At 39.6% G+C, this 19,174-nt stretch carries 21 protein-coding genes and 1 pseudogene; 12 read left to right on the top strand and 10 right to left on the bottom strand.

Going from position 1 to position 19,174, the window contains the following annotated elements; translation table 11 throughout:
- Positions 1 to 147 precede the first annotated feature (147 nt).
- On the top strand, positions 148 to 1,404 hold the full coding sequence (locus A6M13_RS09055) for a helix-turn-helix domain-containing protein (protein WP_066545164.1): 1,257 nt from the start codon (positions 148 to 150) through the stop codon (positions 1,402 to 1,404).
- A 51-nt stretch (positions 1,405 to 1,455) separates the two neighbouring features.
- Here A6M13_RS09055 and A6M13_RS16530 read toward each other — a convergent pair.
- Together A6M13_RS16530 and A6M13_RS09060 are read right to left on the bottom strand one after the other, a co-directional pair.
- A pseudogene (locus A6M13_RS16530) lies at positions 1,456 to 1,530 on the bottom strand (helix-turn-helix domain-containing protein); the annotation flags it as partial.
- Between the two features lie 158 nt (positions 1,531 to 1,688).
- The gene (locus A6M13_RS09060; RefSeq protein ID WP_066545165.1) at positions 1,689 to 2,447 is read right to left on the bottom strand and encodes a formate/nitrite transporter family protein; all 759 of its coding nucleotides are present in this window, start codon (positions 2,445 to 2,447) and stop codon (positions 1,689 to 1,691) included.
- Between the two features lie 169 nt (positions 2,448 to 2,616).
- Here A6M13_RS09060 and A6M13_RS09065 point away from each other — a divergent pair, with 169 nt between their 5' ends.
- Entirely contained in the window at positions 2,617 to 3,447 is an 831-nt protein-coding gene (locus A6M13_RS09065) for a M15 family metallopeptidase (RefSeq protein ID WP_066545166.1), read from the top strand.
- A gap of 52 nt (positions 3,448 to 3,499) precedes the next feature.
- Here A6M13_RS09065 and A6M13_RS09070 read toward each other — a convergent pair whose 3' ends face one another.
- Positions 3,500 to 4,063 (bottom strand): D-arabinono-1,4-lactone oxidase, encoded by a 564-nt coding sequence (locus A6M13_RS09070; protein ID WP_083998293.1) that lies wholly within the window; start codon positions 4,061 to 4,063, stop codon positions 3,500 to 3,502.
- On the opposite strand from A6M13_RS09070, the gene A6M13_RS09075 reads away from it, so the two are divergent.
- The 4 genes from A6M13_RS09075 to A6M13_RS09090 all read left to right on the top strand — a co-directional run bounded on the left by A6M13_RS09075 (position 4,062) and on the right by A6M13_RS09090 (position 8,070).
- Complete coding sequence (locus A6M13_RS09075; RefSeq protein ID WP_066545169.1) at positions 4,062 to 4,982, top strand: cation diffusion facilitator family transporter; 921 nt, start codon at positions 4,062 to 4,064, stop codon at positions 4,980 to 4,982. The two genes, A6M13_RS09070 and A6M13_RS09075, sit on opposite strands and share 2 nt — an antisense overlap.
- 64 nt (positions 4,983 to 5,046) lie before the next feature.
- Positions 5,047 to 5,367 carry a metal-sensitive transcriptional regulator gene (locus A6M13_RS09080; RefSeq protein WP_066545171.1) on the top strand — a complete coding sequence of 107 codons (321 nt, stop codon included), beginning with the start codon at positions 5,047 to 5,049 and terminating at the stop codon, positions 5,365 to 5,367.
- A 13-nt stretch (positions 5,368 to 5,380) separates the two neighbouring features.
- A complete protein-coding gene (gene copZ / locus A6M13_RS09085; protein ID WP_066545172.1) occupies positions 5,381 to 5,584 on the top strand; it encodes a copper chaperone CopZ in 204 nt (67 codons plus the stop codon).
- 83 nt (positions 5,585 to 5,667) lie between these two features.
- Positions 5,668 to 8,070: a heavy metal translocating P-type ATPase gene (locus A6M13_RS09090; RefSeq protein ID WP_066545173.1), complete on the top strand. Its 2,403-nt coding sequence runs from the start codon at positions 5,668 to 5,670 to the stop codon at positions 8,068 to 8,070.
- A 35-nt stretch (positions 8,071 to 8,105) separates the two neighbouring features.
- Here A6M13_RS09090 and A6M13_RS09095 read toward each other — a convergent pair whose 3' ends face one another.
- From A6M13_RS09095 to A6M13_RS09115, 5 genes are all read right to left on the bottom strand, one after another.
- Positions 8,106 to 8,873 carry an alpha/beta fold hydrolase gene (locus A6M13_RS09095; RefSeq protein WP_066545175.1) on the bottom strand — a complete coding sequence of 256 codons (768 nt, stop codon included), beginning with the start codon at positions 8,871 to 8,873 and terminating at the stop codon, positions 8,106 to 8,108.
- A gap of 186 nt (positions 8,874 to 9,059) precedes the next feature.
- The gene (locus tag A6M13_RS09100) at positions 9,060 to 9,746 is read right to left on the bottom strand and encodes an ABC transporter permease (RefSeq protein WP_066545177.1); all 687 of its coding nucleotides are present in this window, start codon (positions 9,744 to 9,746) and stop codon (positions 9,060 to 9,062) included.
- Positions 9,746 to 10,666 (bottom strand): osmoprotectant ABC transporter substrate-binding protein, encoded by a 921-nt coding sequence (locus A6M13_RS09105; RefSeq protein ID WP_141680935.1) that lies wholly within the window; start codon positions 10,664 to 10,666, stop codon positions 9,746 to 9,748. The genes A6M13_RS09100 and A6M13_RS09105 overlap by 1 nt, the downstream gene beginning before the upstream one ends.
- An 11-nt stretch (positions 10,667 to 10,677) precedes the next feature.
- A complete protein-coding gene (locus tag A6M13_RS09110; protein ID WP_066545180.1) occupies positions 10,678 to 11,313 on the bottom strand; it encodes an ABC transporter permease in 636 nt (211 codons plus the stop codon).
- Positions 11,310 to 12,479 carry an ABC transporter ATP-binding protein gene (locus tag A6M13_RS09115; protein WP_066545181.1) on the bottom strand — a complete coding sequence of 390 codons (1,170 nt, stop codon included), beginning with the start codon at positions 12,477 to 12,479 and terminating at the stop codon, positions 11,310 to 11,312. The genes A6M13_RS09110 and A6M13_RS09115 overlap by 4 nt, the downstream gene beginning before the upstream one ends.
- Positions 12,480 to 12,728: 249 nt before the next feature.
- On the opposite strand from A6M13_RS09115, the gene A6M13_RS09120 reads away from it, so the two are divergent.
- Complete coding sequence (locus A6M13_RS09120; RefSeq protein WP_066545182.1) at positions 12,729 to 13,331, top strand: pentapeptide repeat-containing protein; 603 nt, start codon at positions 12,729 to 12,731, stop codon at positions 13,329 to 13,331.
- Positions 13,332 to 13,459: 128 nt separating this feature from the next.
- On the opposite strand, the gene A6M13_RS09125 is transcribed toward A6M13_RS09120, so the two are convergent.
- Positions 13,460 to 13,786 (bottom strand): heme oxygenase, encoded by a 327-nt coding sequence (locus A6M13_RS09125; protein WP_066545187.1) that lies wholly within the window; start codon positions 13,784 to 13,786, stop codon positions 13,460 to 13,462.
- Between the two features lie 221 nt (positions 13,787 to 14,007).
- Between A6M13_RS09125 and A6M13_RS09130 the strand changes: the two genes are divergently transcribed.
- The 3 genes from A6M13_RS09130 to A6M13_RS09140 are packed head-to-tail and all read left to right on the top strand — an operon-like array spanning position 14,008 to position 16,786.
- Positions 14,008 to 14,973: an ABC transporter substrate-binding protein gene (locus A6M13_RS09130; RefSeq protein ID WP_066545189.1), complete on the top strand. Its 966-nt coding sequence runs from the start codon at positions 14,008 to 14,010 to the stop codon at positions 14,971 to 14,973.
- 12 nt (positions 14,974 to 14,985) lie between these two features.
- A complete protein-coding gene (locus tag A6M13_RS09135; RefSeq protein WP_066545191.1) occupies positions 14,986 to 16,020 on the top strand; it encodes a FecCD family ABC transporter permease in 1,035 nt (344 codons plus the stop codon).
- Positions 16,007 to 16,786 carry an ABC transporter ATP-binding protein gene (locus A6M13_RS09140; RefSeq protein ID WP_066545193.1) on the top strand — a complete coding sequence of 260 codons (780 nt, stop codon included), beginning with the start codon at positions 16,007 to 16,009 and terminating at the stop codon, positions 16,784 to 16,786. Before A6M13_RS09135 ends, A6M13_RS09140 begins: the two co-directional genes overlap by 14 nt.
- A gap of 112 nt (positions 16,787 to 16,898) precedes the next feature.
- On the opposite strand, the gene A6M13_RS09145 is transcribed toward A6M13_RS09140, so the two are convergent.
- Positions 16,899 to 17,606, bottom strand: coding sequence for a hypothetical protein (locus A6M13_RS09145; RefSeq protein WP_066545195.1), 708 nt, complete (start codon positions 17,604 to 17,606; stop codon positions 16,899 to 16,901).
- Between the two features lie 109 nt (positions 17,607 to 17,715).
- On the opposite strand from A6M13_RS09145, the gene A6M13_RS09150 reads away from it, so the two are divergent.
- Together A6M13_RS09150 and A6M13_RS09155 are read left to right on the top strand one after the other, a co-directional pair.
- A complete protein-coding gene (locus A6M13_RS09150; RefSeq protein WP_066545197.1) occupies positions 17,716 to 18,081 on the top strand; it encodes a hypothetical protein in 366 nt (121 codons plus the stop codon).
- A gap of 67 nt (positions 18,082 to 18,148) precedes the next feature.
- Positions 18,149 to 19,081 carry an MBL fold metallo-hydrolase gene (locus A6M13_RS09155; RefSeq protein WP_066545199.1) on the top strand — a complete coding sequence of 311 codons (933 nt, stop codon included), beginning with the start codon at positions 18,149 to 18,151 and terminating at the stop codon, positions 19,079 to 19,081.
- The last annotated feature ends 93 nt before the right edge of the window (positions 19,082 to 19,174 follow it).

Genomic DNA, 19,174 nt, shown 5'->3' on the forward strand with positions numbered 1-19,174 from the left:
AATCTAGTTAAACTTATTGTATGGTCTTTTTGGTGTGAATGCAATGATTAAGTTTAATTTTATTAAACTTTTTAAGCGAGACATTGAACTTTCTTCAATAATTTAGTTTAATAGAAATAAACAATCGATAAAAAGGGGCGAGCATACATGCAGCCACAAACAATTGGGCAACGCATTCGCATATTGCGAAAAGAACGAAAGATGACACTTCAGCAACTAGCAGGTGAACGCTTAACAAAGGGCATGCTCAGTTTAATTGAAAATGATAAAGCGCAGCCATCAATGGAAAGTTTGCGTTATATTGCGCAGCAGTTACATGTCGATATTAGTACGTTGGTGGAGGAAGCACCGACCGTAGATGTGGTCGCATTGCTCCAACAGGCGGAACAATTACGTGATGATTATTATGAGAGTGCAAGCTTTGCAGAAGAATATGAGCGACGTATGAAAATTATCACTTTTTTAGCGCCATATACTGATACATTTACGTATAAACGTTTTGAAGAAATTCGTTTACTTGAAATGTATGCGTCACTAGTAGGCGTGGATGAACCTGAGAAGGCACAGCCGCTATTAGAGAATATTATTGACTATTACACACAAATTGGCGCGACGTCACATGTGGTAGAAGGCTATTTAGCGATCGGTCGCTTATATTTTAAAGAAGAGTCATATGAGGAAAGTTATCGTTATTTACTAGAAGCTCATACGCTGATGCAGCAAAATTTACATGTCATTGATACATTAACAAAGTTAAATGTCTATTTTTTACTCGTTATTATGGCATCCGCAATTGGTGATAGCACGGCGATGCTTCGCTATATGGATGAGGCAATGAAGTTAACAAAGCAAGAGCAAGTGTATTACCGTATGAACGACTTTTACCGTGTGCAGTATATTCATGCGCTACAAACAGATCGCCCAAAAACGTATTATTATTTAGAGAAGATGGAGCAGTTTGCAATGTTCACTGAAGATAAGATGGAGCTGTTATTATGTAAATATATGCACGCACATCATTTGAATTTTGTCGAGCAACGCTACGAGGATACGATTACATTTATTCAGTCTTTAACAGAGCATCAAACGTATGCAGATGAAGTGTTAAAAGGTCGCTTTTTAGCGGAATTAGGCATTGCCCACTATTATGTTGGATGTTATGAAGAAGCGCTCCATATGTTTGAGCAAACGGGCACGACAAAATATATGAAGCATCCACTTGACTTAAGCTTTCATTATTTAGCGAATGCCTTTAAAGGGCAAACGTACGCAAAATTAGGCGACATTGAGAAAGCGAAAAAGGAAATATTATATGCAAAAGATGCGGTAAAGGCATTTCCTACTAATTTATATACAGATGAAATTGAGCGGATTTATGAGGATGTTTTTTCTAAACGTCCGTAACAAAAGCTGCGCCTGAAAAACGAACCATTTTTCAGGCGCAGCTTTTGTCGATTAAGCATGACTAGATTCATTCATTTTGCGAAACAATGTCGCACGACTAATACCGAGTAATGTTGCCGCATCTTCTTTTCGTAAACCGCGGCGCTGTACTTCGGCAACGTGTTATCACGTTCGTATAAACAACCGATTGTATCGGTATAAAGGGTGTGATAGAAATAGAAAACGTGTTAGGAGAAATAAAAAAATTTCTCTTAACACGTTTTTATTTTTTGGCTTGGTCCTATTTACTGGGGAATCCCTTTATTCACCAGTGTATACAGCACCGCCAGCAGCGCGCCACCGACAAAATTGCCGAGCGTGACAGGTACTAAATTGTGCAGCATGGCAACATATGTTGTTATGCCTAGTTGCGCAGCGACCGCAAATAATGTCATATTCGCCACGGAATGCTCAAAACCTAAAAAGATAAACGGGAAAATACAGCAAAATACCATCGCCCATTTTGCAATGTCTTGTTCGACTTTATAAAAACACCAAACAGCTAAACAGACAAAGAGGTTACAAAGAATGCCGCGAATGAATAATTCGGTAAAGCTTGGTGCTAATTTTATATCCGCAATATATGCAATATACGAAGCCCAAGCATCGGTTAATAGGCCACTGTAATACATGCCAAAAGCAAGTAATTGTGCGCCCATAAAATTAAATAGCCAGCTTCCGACGCAAAGGAGCAACACAAACCGCCATGAAATATGTCGGCGAATCGCACTTGCCATTAAAATAAAATTATTGCTCGTATATAGTTCTGCACCTGCAAATAAGGTTAAGTTAAGTGCGATGCCGAATGTAAGAGCCTGTAAAAGCCGCGTCATTTCTGGTATGTTTTCATATGTATATACACCGATACCAATATAAATAAGCATGCCAATACCGATGAACAAACCGCCTAATAATGCATAGCTAACGGCACTACGAAAAGATGTTGTCCACATATGTACTTTTGTTGTTGAGAGTATATCGAGCTTTTCAAATACTTTTTCCAAACGTGTCCCCCCTTTTTTAAAAGTGTACTAAAATCGTGTACAATGCGCAAAAAATACATTAAACAATAAAAACATTCCTACATTTATAAATTACGGTGCATTCTTTGAATGTTTTGGCAACATACGCTATGATAAAACAGCGAATAAGTAGGATGTAGGAGTGACATTGGTGAAAAAAACATATTATGTACTTGTTGCCGCAACATTATTGTTAGGCGCCTGTACAGCGGAGCAAAAACCACAAGCAGAGCCAATTGTAGAAGCAATTGAACCTGTTATTACAACACAACAAATTACCGTAACCCCACAGCAAGTGTATACGGGAGATACGGTTTTAATTAATCATACACATGCCATTCAGCAAGAGCCGACGAATATTCAACAATGGCAACAAGAACAATTGGCTTTGGGCAGTGCTGATTTATCGTTACATATTCACGCACCGTTAACAGCTATGTTAACAGCAGCACAGCAAGATGGTGTCGATCAGTTTGTGATGAATAATGGCTATCGGAGCGTAGCCGATCAACAACTGTTATACGAACAAAAGGGCAGTGAACTTGCGTTGCCAGCGGGGTATAGTGAGCATCATCTAGGACTAGCTGTTGATATTAACTCACGTAATGGTTTAATGGAGCATACAGCAGAGGGGGCATGGCTTGCAGAAAATAGTTGGGCATACGGCTTTATTTTGCGTTACCCAGCGGATAAAACAGAGATCACGGGCATCGCATACGAAGCGTGGCATTTCCGCTATGTCGGCTTACCACACAGCTATATTATGCAGAAAGAGAATTGGGCATTAGAAGAATATATCGCGTATTTACAACAGCATAAGCAATACCGGACAACGTATAATGATATTGCTTATGAGGTTCAGTATATCCCAGTGAGTGCTCCAACAACTGTAGAAATTTTAAAGGATGTTCTTTACAATGTGTCAGGGGATAATGCAGGTGGCGTACTTATTACAACACAGCAACAATTTGCGCGCCAATAAGAATAGAATGAAAACGAGCTTCAGCGCATGTATGCGAAGAAGCTCGTTTTTGTTATGCGCGCTCAAATATTTTACGTAAATACGGTGTTAAAAAGACATTGTCAGGGTCTTGCTCGCGACGAATTTGTTGAAACTGTGCAAATTGTGGATACAATGTATGCATATCTTCTACATGATAGCGGTTCATCTTTCCCCAATGTGCATGTCCGTCATACTGCTTCATCAGCACATGTATGTCGTCAAAATACGCCTCTTCATCCATGCCTTTATACATATGAAAGGCAAAGAATGCACTTTCTCGTTGACGCGTTGGGCTAAGAAACCCTTGCTCAGCGGCGGTTATACGGCATTCAATCGGAAAATGGACATCATGCGTTCTACGTGTAAAAAGCGCGTGGATATCGTGTAAGCAATCTGACAATGCCTCCAGTAGAATGGCATATTCCGCTTCAACAAATTTAACATGACGCGGTGTCGGAAAAAGGGCATAGCTTACATCAGTACGGTCGCCTGTACTAACTTGTATGAATAAACGTATAATATTTTTACAAAAATTGCAATGTGTGTTCGATACACTGGATGGGTATAAACAGTGAAAGAAGGAGGTGGCTTTTATGGGCCATGATCACGCGCATCCACATACGACAAATAAACAGATTTTATGGTGGTCGTTTATCATCATTACCGGTTACATGCTCGTGGAGGCAATCGGCGGGATTTTAACGAATAGTTTAGCACTTCTTGCGGATGCTGGGCATATGTTAAGCGATGCCGTGTCACTTGCCATCGCACTTTTAGCTTTTCAATTTGGTGAAAAGGCTGCGACCACGACAAAAACATTTGGTTATAAACGTTTTGAAATTTTAGCGGCTGCATTTAACGGTCTTACGTTAATTGTGATTGCCGTGTACATTTTATATGAAGCAGTCGGACGCTTTAACAACCCACCAGACATTGCCACAACGGGTATGTTAATCATTAGCACAATTGGTTTACTCGTGAATCTATTTGTTGCTTGGATAATGATGCGCGGGGACGTTAAAGGAAATGTTAATATGCGCGGGGCGTTTTTGCATGTCATAAGTGATTTACTCGGTTCTGTTGGTGCCATCGTTGCGGCTTTATGTATGATTTTTTTCGAATGGGTATGGGCAGATGCAGTAGCGAGTGTAATTGTCGCAGTGCTTGTATTACGAAGTGGTTTTAGCATTACAAAAACAGCTGCTCACATTTTAATGGAAGGCACACCGCACGACATTGACATGGAACGGATTGCAGCTTTGCTCGTCGCGCACGAAGCGGTTGAAGCAGTACATGATATTCATATTTGGACGATTACGAGCGGCGTCCACGCGATGAGTGGTCATATTGTTGTTGCGCCTCATTTAACAGTAGCACAAGCAGAGCGAATTACCGAGCAACTAACGCATCAACTCGCGCACGAAAATATTTCCCATGTGACGCTGCAGTTTGAGACGGCTGCGCATACGCACGACACCAAACTTCTTTGTCAATTACAGCCGCATGAGCATTAATACAATGCGCTTTACATACCCCTATATGGTATGTTACAGTAAGCGTGTAAAGGAGGTTGTGCGTATGGAAGAACAAATGACAGCAACACAGCTAGAGGATACGTGTCGCAAAAGTCACCACCCAGAGCATGTGAAAAAAGATTTAACAACACGTTTAAATCGAATTGAAGGGCAAATTCGTGGCATTAAAGGCATGATTGAGAAGGATGTGTATTGCGATGATGTCATTACACAGCTTTCTGCGACACAATCAGCACTCAATAGTGTAGCAAAATTATTATTAGAAGGTCATGTGAAGGGTTGTGTCGTAGACCGACTTGCAGAGGGTGACGACGCAGTAATTGATGAACTTTTAATTACGATGCAAAAATTAATGAAAAAATAAGGAGCGGTTTTATATGCAAGAAGTAACATTAAACGTACAAGGGATGTCTTGTGGACATTGTGTGAAAGCAGTAGAAGATAGCGTAGGCGCATTAGCAGGTGTTCAAACTGTCGCGGTAAACTTAGCAGATGCACAAGTAACAGTTGCATTTGATGAGGCAGTCACAGTAGATACGATTAAAGAAACGATTGAAGAGCAAGGCTACGATATCGTCTAATGTATAAAAGAAGGTGCGCATGTATTGCCGCACTTTTCTTTTTCAAATAAATATACCCCCTTGAGGTATAAGAGGTGAGCAGGATGGCAAAAACAAAAGAAGTAACTCTTCAAATTAGTGGTATGACATGTGCAGCCTGTTCAACGCGCATTGAAAAAGTATTGAATAAAATGGACGGTATTGAGCAGGCAAATGTCAATTTAGCACTTGAGAAATCCACGATTCAATATGACGCAGAGAAACTGGATGTGCTTGCCATAGAAACAAAAATTGATAAGCTCGGTTATGGTGTCGTAAAAGAGAAGTTAGAACTGAATATTACTGGCATGACATGTGCGGCCTGTTCAACACGTATTGAAAAAGGGTTACAGCGCATGGATGGTATTGATGAGGCCAACGTGAATTTAGCGCTTGAAAAAGCAACGATTGCCTATCATCCAGCAGCAGTAACACCCGCGGATATTATCGCTAAAATTGATAAGCTTGGTTATGAAGCGACGCAACCAAAACAACAAACACAAGACCATCGTACAGACGCGATTCGTCGCCAACAAACGAAATTTATGTGGGCATTGATATTATCTTTACCACTATTATGGACAATGGTTGCCCATTTTTCATGGACAAGCTTTTTATATGTACCAGATTGGTTAATGAATCCGTGGGTACAAATGGCACTTGCTACACCGGTACAGTTCATCATTGGCTGGCAGTTTTATGTCGGCGCGTATAAAGCTTTGCGTAATAAAAGTGCTAATATGGACGTACTCGTTGCAATGGGTACTTCCGCTGCGTACTTTTACAGTGTGTATGAGGCAGTAAATGCAGCGCGACATGACGGGCATATGCCACATTTATATTTTGAAACAAGTGCGGTATTAATTACGCTTATTTTACTGGGGAAATTATTTGAAGCGCGCGCAAAAGGACGTTCTTCAGAGGCGATTAAAAAGTTAATGGGGTTACAAGCGACAACCGCGCTTGTAGAAAAACATAATACCGTACAAGAAATACCGCTAGAGCAAGTGAAAATAGGTGATATCGTTCATGTGAAGCCAGGTGCAAAAGTGCCAGTAGACGGTGTCGTACTAGAAGGTGCAAGTACAGTTGATGAATCGATGTTAACAGGTGAAAGTATGCCAGTGGATAAACAACGAGGCGACACACTCTACGGGGCAACGATGAATGGAAATGGCTTTTTCAAAATGACCGCACAAAAAGTCGGACGTGATACGGCACTTGCACAAATTGTTCAGGTCGTTGAACAAGCACAAAGCTCAAAAGCACCGATACAACGCTTAGCGGATAAAATTTCGGGCATCTTCGTACCGATTGTTGTGGCGATTGCAGTGCTCACATTTATTACATGGTTTATGTTTGTGACACCAGGTGACGTGACACAAGCGTTAGAAGTGTTTATTGCCGTACTCGTGATTGCTTGTCCATGTGCACTCGGTTTAGCAACACCGACGTCGATTATGGCAGGCTCGGGTCGCGCAGCAGAATACGGTATTTTATTTAAAGGCGGCGAATTTTTAGAGCAAACACAGGCCATTGACACCGTGGTCCTAGATAAAACAGGTACCGTCACAAACGGGCAGCCAGTATTAACAGACATTATCGCATCAAAAATGGATGAGGCAGAATTGTTAGCGTTTATCGCATCAGCCGAAGCGCAATCTGAACACCCACTTGCACAAGCGATTGTGACGAACGCGAAGGAGCGTCATATCGTACTGAAACATGTACAATCCTTTGAAGCGCTTACTGGTTACGGTGTACAAGCGGTTGTTGACGAACAACGTGTATTGATTGGTACACGTGCTTTAATGGATAAGCATCATCTTTCGTTTGAAGCATTTGAAGTACAAATGACAGCGTTTGAACAGCAAGGCAAAACCGCGATGCTTGTTGCGCTACGTGACGAGCTTGTTGGTATCATTGCTGTTGCTGATACCGTTAAGGAAACATCAGCGTCCGCCATTCAACGTCTTCACCAAATGGGCATTGAGGTCATTATGCTGACAGGTGACAATGAGCGAACAGCGCAAGCGATTGCTGCAGAAGTCGGCATTACGAAGGTCATCTCACAAGTATTGCCACAGCAAAAAGCACAGCATATTGAAGCATTACAACAACAAGGGAAGCGTGTTGCGATGGTAGGGGATGGTATTAATGATGCGCCAGCACTTGCAACGGCACATATCGGCATGGCAATTGGAACGGGCACCGATATTGCAATAGCTGCAGCGGACGTAACACTCATACAAGGTGATTTAAATAAAATTGCCGATGCGATTTTAATGAGCCGAAAAACTATACGCAATATTAAACAAAATTTATTTTGGGCATTTGCGTATAATACACTGGGCATTCCGATTGCCGCAATGGGCTTATTGGCGCCTTGGGTAGCGGGTGCAGCAATGGCATTTAGTTCTGTTTCTGTTGTGGTAAATGCTTTACGATTACAACGGGTGAAATTATAAAAAAAGACATATGCGCTCGGGCGCATATGTCTTTTTTATTGTGCTTGCAAAAACCTCAGCGAGATATCGTTAAATTGTTCTGCTTGGTCTACATTACACACATGTCCACTATGTTGAATAACTTTTAGGGAGCTATACGCTTGCGTCTGAACAAGCTTTTGAACAGGCTGTAAAAACATATAATCCTCCGACCCCATAATATAGAGGGTTGGGATATATGTATCTCGTTCATTGAACATTAACAGTCTTTTCGTCACAGAGCTTGTTAAAGTTAACCAACGTATAAATTCACGCTGTTGCACTTTCTTCGCTTCTTCAATAAAGAGTGAACGCGATGCCTCATGTACTTTTTTGGGCATTAAAATCCACGCAAAGAAGCGGTAAAGCCACATATAGGGTAAAAATCGTTTCCCTAAATTCGCAGCTTTTAATAAAATATTTAAGCGCGGCGTAATTCGAATAACAGCGCCCGCTAAAATCATACTATGAATACGTTCTGGATAATGTTCAGCCAGTTGTCGAATTAGAATAGTACCAAGTGAAATCCCAACAAAATGTGCTTTTTCAATTTTTTCATGGTCTAGGACATCTATAATATCTTTACTTACTAATTCAAACGTATAATACTGTGAGACATGCTTTAATGTAGAGGAACCATGTCCACGTAAATCGACGACCAATACATTGAACTTTTTTCGATATGCGCGTATTTGGCGATACCAAATAGTTGAGCTACCACCTGCTCCGTGAACAAGTACAACCCATTCTTTATGGTCTTGGCTATAAATTTTATAATGTAACAAACATTACCCATCCTTCAATTCGTGTAGTCAAAAAAACTTGCTATTTTAAGTATATTGTGAACAATAGATGCTTGTCTATTCATTACAATAGATGTCATGAATTTAACATATTCGTATAAAAATTTAGTAGGAAACGAAACTTTATTTACTAAAAAACGTACGATTTTCGCTGTGTACGGAAATGTTTTACACGACCTTTTTTAAACGTTGTTGGCGTTTCATTGGGTCAAAACGACGTTCTAGCCATCCAAGGCCTACATCAACAATAATGGCCATAATCGCGGTTGGAATTGCACCGGCTAAAATAATCGCTGTACCATCTGTTGCATTTGTTCCACGAATAATGATATCGCCTAAGCCTCCAGCCCCGATAAATGCCCCGATTGCTGTAATCCCAATCGCAATAACGAGTGCAATACGAATGCCAGTAATAATAATCGACAATGATAATGGCAACTCAATCATATAAAGTACTTGTTGACGTGTCATACCCATACCACGCCCAGCATCTGTTAAGCTTCTATCAATGGTCATAATGCCTGTATACGTATTTTTAATAATCGGTAATAACGAATATAAAAAGACCGTAGCAATGACGGTTGTTTGTCCAAGCCCTAATACAAGCATAATCATCGCCATTAACGCCAGCGCAGGAATTGTTTGAATAATATTGGCAAGCGTAATAACGGGTGTGGCAAGCTTGCTATTTTTGGCGATGAAAATCCCAAGTGGAATACCGACGATACATGCTAGTAAGACACCGTAAATAGAAATTAAAAAATGCGTCGTAAATAAATCTAATACATACAGCCCATTTTCACGAAAATAGTACGTGAACTGCTCCCATGTACTTAATTGTGATAAATCTTCCATTAGTTGCTCGCCTCCTCATCGTTAAAGTAGTTGTGCTCGATTAAAAAATTCTCCGCAACAATAGCAGGTTCCATTAAATTATTATCTGCCAGAAAGTTTAATTGCTGCATTTGGTCATTTGAAATTTTTCCAACGAGACGTTCGATGACATCACGCAGTTCAGGCTTTGCTTCTAGTAGTTCATTTGTTGCTAATGCACTTGTTTCATATGGTGGGAAGAAATTTAAATCATCTTCTAATACTTTCAAATTGTACGAGGCTATGCGTCCATCAGTCGTATAACCAAGTACGACATCAACTTCACCAGCTTGCACCGCATCATACACTAAGCCAATTTGCATCGGATACGTACGTTTAAATTCGAACCCATATTCCTCAACAAATGCTTTAAAGCCGTCACCCTCACGATTAAGCCAAGATGTATCAACACCTGCTTCAATATTTTGTGCAATAGCTGCCAAGTCGCTTACTTTTTCGAGATTATATTGCGTAGCCATCTCTTGTGTCACCATAAACGCATACGTATTTTCAAAGCCGTATGTGTCAAAGAATGTTTGATTAAACTGCTCGGTAAATGCTTTTTTAACATAAGCACTTGCTTCTGCGGCATCTTTAATCGGTTCTGCTTGTAACGCACCGGTCAAATCTGTGCCAGTATAACGTGTTGCGGATATATTGGCATCACCATTGAGCATTGCTTGATGTAAAACCGTACTCGAACCTAAATTATTAATCATTTCTACTTCTTCATCCGTATAATATTCAATCATATGCTTAAGCATATAACCCATAATTTGAGATTCTGTCGTTACAATACTTGCGACTTGAACCGTTTCTGTATTTTCTGCTTGATTTGAGCAACCTATGAGTAGTCCGAGTACTAACACGAAACTACTTAAGAATGTCATACTTTTTTTCATATCGTTCCGCCTCATCTCTCTACTTTTAATCCTTTTGGTGTTACCCAAATTTCTACTTTTGACAACACAAAATCAGTTAATAATGCTAAAACCGTAACTAAAATCGCACCGCCTATAATTAAGTTCGTTTGGTATAAATTTAAGCCATTAAAAATAAAATCACCTAATCCACCTGCGCCAATATAAGACGCTAATGTCGCCCATGCAATTACATATACTGCAGATAAGCGAATACCTGCCATAATGATTGGAATGGCAAGCGGTAGCTCGACAAGACGAATCGACTGCATCGTTGTCATCCCCATACTTGTCCCAGCATTGCGTAAATCTTTACTTACCGATTGCATCCCAATATACGTATTATTTAAAATGGGCAATAACGTGTAAATAAATAGCGCTACAATTGCTGGCACTTTTCCGACGCCTAAAAAAGGAATCATCATGGCTAAAATCGCAAGTGAAGGCAATGTTTGAAAAACACTTGTAATGGCCAGTACGACTTTCGCAATGCGCTTCGTCTTGGATAATAAAATTCCTAAAGGAATCGCAACGATTGCACCTAAGGCTAATGCGATTAATGAAATATAAAGGTGCTCCCACGTTTTTAATACAATGTCACTGCTGTTTTGTGTGAAGAACTCAATCATTGTCGTTCCTCCTCACTCATATGGTTAACGAGCAGGGCATTTTCCTCTTGCTCATCGCCCCAAATCGTGTCATAAATTGTATCGACGATGTTGGCGCGCGTGATTAAACCAATTAATTGATGTTTATCATTAACGACTGGAATGTTTTGTAAATTGCGTTTTAAAATACGGCGTACTGTATCTTGCAGTTTCGCACCTGTTTTGACATAAACGACCTCACGCTGAATCACTTCATCAATGCTTTGGTGATTGCGTTGTGGTCCTGTAAAGCTATCGACATTTAAGTAACCGAGAAGTCGCTCATTTGCATCGGTTACAAATAATGTGTCAACACGTTTGGATACCATGAGTCGAAGCGCTTCATCTAAACTTTTTTCAACGGTAATCGAAATTGGACGAATCATTACTTCATCAACCGTTTTAATGCTTGGTTTTTGTTGGAGGAGACGATGAGAGCCGATAAAATCACGGACAAACGCATTCGCGGGGTTTGTTAAAATATTGTCCGGTGTATCAAACTGCACCACTTTGCCGTCATGCATAATACAAATACGGTCTGCTAGTTTAATCGCTTCATCCATATCATGGGTGACGAAAATAACCGTTTTTCCTAAGCGTATTTGTAAATCTTTCATTAAGTCTTGTAATGTGTCACGTGTAATCGGGTCAAGCGCACCAAATGGCTCATCCATTAAAATAATATCTTGGTTTGCAGCAAGGGCACGAATAACGCCGATACGTTGCTGCTGTCCTCCTGAAAGTTGCGCAGGGTACATATCTAAGTAAGAGGTCGGCAAATTAACAAGTTCGATTAAACGCTCTGCCGTTTCGTCTTTTTGCTGTTTTTCCCATTTTAAAAGTTTCGGAACAAGTGTAATATTATCGCGAATAGTCATATGGGGCATTAAGCCAATTTGTTGAATGACATAGCCAATTTGCCGACGTAATTGAACCGCATTGACTGTCGATAAATCTTTGCCGTTGAGTAAAATTTTGCCACTAGTTGGTTCGACCATGCGATTAATCATGCGAAGAGCAGTTGTTTTGCCGCTCCCACTCGTTCCAATAAACGCAATAAATTCGCCTTGCTCGATATCAAGGCTAATGTTATCGACCGCGTTTTTACCGCCTCGATACGTTTTCGTTAAATTTTGAATGGATAACATACTGTCACGCTCCTTTATGACTTACGTGTATTTGGAGATGCACGTGAATACGTATGCAATATGTAAGAAATGAAATAGGAATTCAGGTAGAAGAATTGCATGATGTACGAGGTAACATCTACAAATAACGCAGTAACGTATACATTCCCTCAATAATTGGAAAATAAACATATTTAAAGGTAAAATGGTATAACTATGGAATAATCTATATAGATATTTGGAAGCAATAAAGAAAGGAATGTGAAATAGATGGACTATGAAGTTAGTACATTTGAACACCTACAGCAAGAATCATTTACGCAAGGTGTTTGTATTCGACATGAAACCATTACAGGAGCTCGTTTTGAACAATTGATGATGTATGATGTTGTATTTGAAAACTGTCATTTTATCGACTGTATTTTTGAAAACATATCTTGCAACGATACGATATTCCGCCATTGTGAATTCTCAAGTTGTTACATAAATGGTGGCTCGATCTATCGTACACAGTGGGTGAATTGTAAGCTAATAGGAGCGGTTTTTGATGAGGTTTCATTTGAATATGTCGTATGGATGCAATGTTTCGGCAATGATGCATCTTTTGCTAAAAGTACATTTGAGCATACGACTTTTTCGAATTGTACTTTAGGTCACGCTAATTTTTCTTATGTACAGCAGCACAATTTACAATTTACCGCTAGTGATTTAGAGCACGCGAACTTTACTGAAACATCACTTGCAGGCATTGATTTTCGAACTGTTCACTTCACAACGTTACATGTTACAAAGGAGAAAGTGGCAGGATGTACTATTACAGCTGAGCAAGCACCAGTTTTTCTATCATTACTAGGCATATCATTAAATGTCTGAAAGGCAAAAGGATAAACTGCCTATTATAATAGTAGAAACTCAAAATATCATCGGTATTTTCGATAAAATCGGCAACAATCCATAATAAAAAAACTAGCTGACACTTGTGTCAGCTAGCTTAAAAATTTTTATTTGACAAGTGTTGCAACTAAATCTGCGACAACAATTTGGTTGCTAAGAATAGGTGATTGATCTTGTCCGTCTGACGTTTTTGCGACATCACGTTTATGTGAGTTTTTAAAATCGTCAGAATTACGCCACGCTTCAAAATGCTCATATGTATCCCAAAACATCATAACGTTTAACTCGTCGTGCTCTTCTGCTTTTGAACAAACATTTACCTCAATTTTATGAAACCCGTCCCAATTTAATAAAGATTGGTCAGATACGAATGCTGGCGCCATACGTGTAGCGAAGCCCTTTTTAACAGTGAATCGGTTTGCAACTGTAATCATGTTTAATTCCTCCATTTTTTTATGTAATAGTTCCTCTTTTATTGAGAAAGATTATCGTTATCAAGTTAACATAGCTAATCTCTAAAATGCAACCTAAAAAATAAAATATTTACACTTTTTTGAATCGATATTGACAATCATTATCACTTAGAATAAAATGCTTTTAAGACATGAGAACAGTTATCAATTGTTCAAGGATTGATAGAGAGGTAGGAAGTAACGTGAAAAAACGTTTTTTTTTAGCAGCGACAGCATTGTCCTTACTGCTAGTGGCATGTGAAGACGATAAAACGACAGAAGTGTCAAATTCTACAGAACAAACGCAAGGTGAAGCTGTTGAAAAGGAAGCAGCTATCACATTTACCGATGATTTAGGCAATGTAATCGAATTCGATAGCGTACCGACATCAATTGCAACATTGAATCCTGGTATTATGGATATTTTATTAGCGCTTGGCGCAAACGTAACAGGGCGTCCTCAAATTTCAGGGGACATGACAGCAGAAGTTGAAAACATCCAAGAGCTAGGAAATCCGCACGACCCTTCATTTGAACAAATTGTCGCAACAGGCGCTGAAGCATTAGTTGTACCACCTAGCTTTGCCCAATATGCGAAAACAATTGAAGCGGCAGGGACAAAAATTATTTATGCAAATATGGATTCAATAGAAGATATTAAAGAGACTATTGAAAAGTATGGTGTACTTTTTGATAATACAGCGAAAGCTGATGACATTATTTCAGAAATTGATGCCAAAATTGCAGAAGCAAGTGAAGCTTCTTCACTGGATGCTTTAATTATTTATGGTGCACCCGGTACATATTTAGCAGCGTTAGATAATTCATTATACGGAGATATTTTAAATAAAGCTGGCGGCAAAAATATCGCGTCGGATTTACCTGCGACCGATAAATACCCGTCTTATGCGAACCTAAGTGTAGAAAAAATTGTAGAGCGTAATCCAAAGGTGATTATGTTAATTACACACTCAGACCCAGCAGCCGTACAAGAAGGATTTGAGCGTCAAATGAGTGAAAATGCAGCATGGAAAAACTTAGATGCCGTAAAAAATGGTCAAATTATGATTTTACCAGCGGATCTATTTGATAATCCAGGTACACAAATCGTTGAAGCATTAGATTATATGCGTGAGACGTTAAAAACAGCAGAAGAAGCTGCGAAATAATGGTGGCTTATGATGACTATAATTGATGACAAGGCGCAATATGTGCATCCGCTACAAAAAAAACGTCGCCTTACGCTGATTATTTTACCGATTTTATTATGTATCGTAAGTATTGTCAGTTTAATGATTGGGCAAGTATCGTTTACCGTTAGTGAAGTATTTAGCGGAATTTTCAGCACGGAAGATACGTTGGCACGACGCATTGTATGGGAAATTCGTTTGCCGCGCATTTTAATTGGTATTTTAGCCGGCGTTTGTTTAGCGATTTCTGGTGCAATTTTACAAGGTGTAATGCAAAACCCACTCGCTGACCCTGGTGTTATCGGGATTACATCTGGTGCAGGAATTATGGCTGTTCTTGTGATGGTCGTTTTTCCTGGCTATTTAGTATATTTACCTATTGCAGCATTTACCGGTGCATTTTTAGCAGCGATGATTGTATATACATTAGCAGTAAAAAAAGGTGGCACATCGCCAACACGTATCGTACTTGTCGGAGTAGCGGTAAATGCGATTTGTGGTGCAGGAACAAATGCTTTAATGATTTTGTATAGCGACAGAGTGCAATCTGTACTGCCGTGGTTATCAGGTGGTTTAACTGGTGTGGGCTGGGTGCAATTTGAAATGATTGTATACTATGCTGTTGTTGCGATGGTTTTGGCGATTTATGCTATTAAACATGTTCGTATTATGCGCTTAGGTGACGAAATGGCACAGCTACTTGGTCATAATGTAGAGCGTAGTCGTTTGTTTTTAGTGTTTGTTAGTACGTTACTTGCAGGTATTGCAGTAAGTGTAGCAGGTTTAGTTGGATTTGTTGGCTTAGTAATTCCACATATTATGCGTTTAATCATTGGCAGTGACTATAAATATTTATTACCAGCGTCAGCAATTGGTGGCGGTTTATTAGTTGTATTTGCCGATACAATTGCACGTTCAGTGTTCGCACCAATTGAAGTGCCGGTCGGAATTTTATTAGCATTTATCGGTGGTCCGTACTTCCTATATTTAATTCATCGAAAGGGGAATTCAATTGCTGCGAGCTGATGATATAAATTATGAACGAAAAGAAACGAATTTCCAGCTGAAAAATATTGATATCAATATTCAAGAAGGCGAAATTGTGAGCTTAATTGGCCCGAACGGTTCAGGGAAATCGACATTATTGCGTGTGATCGCCAATTTAATTAAGCCAAATAGTGGCGCTGTTCACGTAGATGGTCAGCAAGTCGATAAAATGAAAGGTTCAGAATTAGCTAAAATTTTAGCGATGTTGCCACAAATGAATAATCATATGCTTGATTTAACGGTACGTGAGCTTGTCGAATTTGGACGCCATCCGCATAGTGGCAAGAAAATGACGTTAACCCAAGAAGACCAAGAGATTATTGATTGGGCACTTGAGGTAACTGGTTTATCGCATTTGCAAAATCGTTTGCTGACGTCGATGTCTGGTGGCGAGCGTCAACGTGCTTGGATTGCAGTGACAGTAGCGCAGCATCCGAAAGTATTATTATTAGATGAGCCGACGACGTATTTAGATATTTCACACCAGTTAGAAGTAATGGAGCTTGTAAAAGAATTAAATGCGAAATACAATATGACTGTTATTATGGTGTTGCACGATATTAATCAAGCAGCGCAATATAGTGACCGTATTATTGTATTAAAGCGAGGAACATTACATTACGACGGGCTACCACATTGTGTACTGTGTAAAGAAATGTTCCAAACGATTTTTGAAATTGACGCAGAAATTCATATGCGAGGGAATCGACCGACGTTTACGCCTATTAAGATTCATAAAGAATAAGAAAAAGAGCAGTATAAAAGTCAAAACGACTTTCATACTGCTCTTTTTTTAAAGAAAATTAAATTTTATCCGACATTATTTAGTGCTATATAAAACACGATTATTAAGGAACTTATACACCTTGTTGTTTCCGTATTGTTAACTTACGATGCGTTTCCATATACAGCTCATACGCTTTTCCTGGGTGATAGGCATGTGTCGTAATATCGACAGCGCCTTTTGTATTGCCAATGAGCATATTACCTGTGTGCGTTTCAACAAAATGTTGTGCATGTTGAACGGCATCTTGCGCAGAAATCGCATGTAGTTTCATTAAAAAGTTTTGCTCTTCTTTAATTGCACCTGGGTCAAATGCGACTGTACGAATTGTGTCAAATTTTTCATGGAAATGGAGTAGTGCTAAGTCGAGTAAACGCGGAATATGCTTCGCGGCTAATTTTTGCGTATAGCTATTTCGGAGCTCAATATCATGAAAATTTAAACGTTCGTCACCGCCATTTGGATGGAAACTGATGACAAGAGGTGTGTCACTGTTGGCTAGCAGTGGCGCCATACTATACAGCCATAAAAAACGCGTAATATATTGTCTAAAAAAACTTTCTTCAAAATGATCAAGCAGCGTCAATTGTTTTGATGGCATGTCGTACGCGCAAAAATAGAGCGTGTCAATATGCGTATGCTGCGATTTCACTTCGTCAATCATTTGCTGAAGTTGCTGCAGTGTATCAAATGATTCAGGAACAGAGATGACTGTACCGTTAGTTTGTTGTGCAACTGCTTGTCCGAGTGCGGTAGTCGCGCCAATAATCATTGTTGTCATAAAAAAATCTCCTTTAATACAAGTGTTTTTATCATACCATGACGTTGCATACAGATGCGAGAAGCTATATGCTAAAAAGGAATCTTAAGTTAGAAGGAATGATACAGGCATGAATGCGTTACAGCTATTAATAGATGCTTATTTAGCGGGCGATACATTGTTCCGCTTCGTGTATAAGCCACAAACAGAGGAATTATTTTTAGAAGATGAATTAGATGAACAAGATAATGGGCAATTTTTATATGTACCATATAAAGATGCGCGCGAGCTTTATTTAGAAATGGCAGACTTCGTACGTGAGCAACAGCCACATATCGAAGCGATTTTATATCAAGCGCTTTGTAGTCCAAGCCCGATTGAGAAGTTTGAAAAGCAGATTCAAAAACTAGAGCTAGGAGCGATATGGCAAGCAAGGAAAGAAGCATTTGCCCAGCGACATATTGAGCAGTGGCTACATGAAGTCGGAATACAATAGCATTTTTTCGTTTTAACTAGAAAAGGTTTGCTATAATAAGAAAGAGTCAAAAAAGGGGGAAATATATATGACAACACCAGTACAAATTGCAAAAGATATTTATGTGATTGATAGTCAAGACGGAGGACAATTAGAGCGCACAAGTATTTATGTCATTAAACGTGAAAAGGTTGCGATTATTGATACATGTACGAGCAAGTCTGTACCAGCGATTTTAGCGGGCTTAGAAGCATTACATATTGCACCAGAAGCTGTAGATTATGTGATTTTAACACATGTTCACTTAGATCATGCAGGAGGTGCAGGTTTGTTATTGCAATCATTACCAAACGCGCATGTTTATGTACATCCAAAAGGTGCACGTCATATAATTGACCCAACGCGTTTAATTGAAAGTGCACGCTCTGTATATGGCGAGAAATTTGATGCCTTTTTCGATCCAATTGTACCGATTCCAGAGCATCGTGTAACATTAGCAGAACATAAAACGCGTATTCCGTTTGGTGAGGCAGCATTAGTGTTGTATGATACACCTGGACATGCCCGTCATCATATTTCAATTTACGATGAAGTAACAAATAGCATGTTTATTGGCGATACAGCGGGTGTACAGTTCCCGGCGATTACACGTACAGGATATGAGCTTGTGTTGCCGTCGACGTCACCAAATCAATATAATCCAGAAGAAATGGAACAGTCGATGCAGTTTTATGAAAGCTTAGCGTTACAAGCGGTCTTTTTAGGTCATTATGCGGCGGCACCGTCTCCGCAACAAGCATTTTCACAAGTGCGCTACTGGACACCGATTTGGCTTGCGTTAGCAGAAGAGGCGATGCAAGAAGCGGAAGCCGTGCGTGTTGATAAACTGTCACATGCCATTTTACGTGTGTTAGAGGAAGATGCTGAGAAACAAGGCTATACAGGGGATTTAAAACAGTATGTATGGGATGATGTGGTCGTGTCATCACAAGGTTTAATTGACTATTACCAAAAGAAATAACGAATCGTTGAATGTTTTAATGAGCGTATAAAAGCAGCAAGAGAAATGTAGATATTTCTCTTGCTGCTTTTTGGTCTTTAAGTAACTTATTTT

Origin of the sequence: Caryophanon tenue, from assembly GCF_001700315.1 — a bacterium.
In the GTDB taxonomy this organism is placed as follows: Bacteria; Bacillota; Bacilli; order Bacillales_A; family Planococcaceae; genus Caryophanon; species Caryophanon tenue.

What these genes read in the sequence shown, in the direction of transcription:
- A6M13_RS09055 (WP_066545164.1), top strand. Translation starts at nt 148, where the DNA reads ATGCAGCCACAAACAATTGGGCAACGCATTCGCATATTGCGAAAAGAA.
- A6M13_RS09075 (WP_066545169.1), top strand. Translation starts at nt 4,062, where the DNA reads ATGGGCCATGATCACGCGCATCCACATACGACAAATAAACAGATTTTA.
- A6M13_RS09080 (WP_066545171.1), top strand. Translation starts at nt 5,047, where the DNA reads ATGGAAGAACAAATGACAGCAACACAGCTAGAGGATACGTGTCGCAAA.
- copZ (WP_066545172.1), top strand. Translation starts at nt 5,381, where the DNA reads ATGCAAGAAGTAACATTAAACGTACAAGGGATGTCTTGTGGACATTGT.
- A6M13_RS09090 (WP_066545173.1), top strand. Translation starts at nt 5,668, where the DNA reads ATGGCAAAAACAAAAGAAGTAACTCTTCAAATTAGTGGTATGACATGT.
- A6M13_RS09100 (WP_066545177.1), bottom strand. Translation starts at nt 9,746, where the DNA reads ATGGAAGATTTATCACAATTAAGTACATGGGAGCAGTTCACGTACTAT.
- A6M13_RS09105 (WP_141680935.1), bottom strand. Translation starts at nt 10,666, where the DNA reads ATGAAAAAAAGTATGACATTCTTAAGTAGTTTCGTGTTAGTACTCGGA.
- A6M13_RS09110 (WP_066545180.1), bottom strand. Translation starts at nt 11,313, where the DNA reads ATGATTGAGTTCTTCACACAAAACAGCAGTGACATTGTATTAAAAACG.
- A6M13_RS09115 (WP_066545181.1), bottom strand. Translation starts at nt 12,479, where the DNA reads ATGTTATCCATTCAAAATTTAACGAAAACGTATCGAGGCGGTAAAAAC.
- A6M13_RS09120 (WP_066545182.1), top strand. Translation starts at nt 12,729, where the DNA reads ATGGACTATGAAGTTAGTACATTTGAACACCTACAGCAAGAATCATTT.
- A6M13_RS09125 (WP_066545187.1), bottom strand. Translation starts at nt 13,786, where the DNA reads ATGATTACAGTTGCAAACCGATTCACTGTTAAAAAGGGCTTCGCTACA.
- A6M13_RS09135 (WP_066545191.1), top strand. Translation starts at nt 14,986, where the DNA reads ATGACTATAATTGATGACAAGGCGCAATATGTGCATCCGCTACAAAAA.
- A6M13_RS09145 (WP_066545195.1), bottom strand. Translation starts at nt 17,606, where the DNA reads ATGACAACAATGATTATTGGCGCGACTACCGCACTCGGACAAGCAGTT.
- A6M13_RS09150 (WP_066545197.1), top strand. Translation starts at nt 17,716, where the DNA reads ATGAATGCGTTACAGCTATTAATAGATGCTTATTTAGCGGGCGATACA.
- A6M13_RS09155 (WP_066545199.1), top strand. Translation starts at nt 18,149, where the DNA reads ATGACAACACCAGTACAAATTGCAAAAGATATTTATGTGATTGATAGT.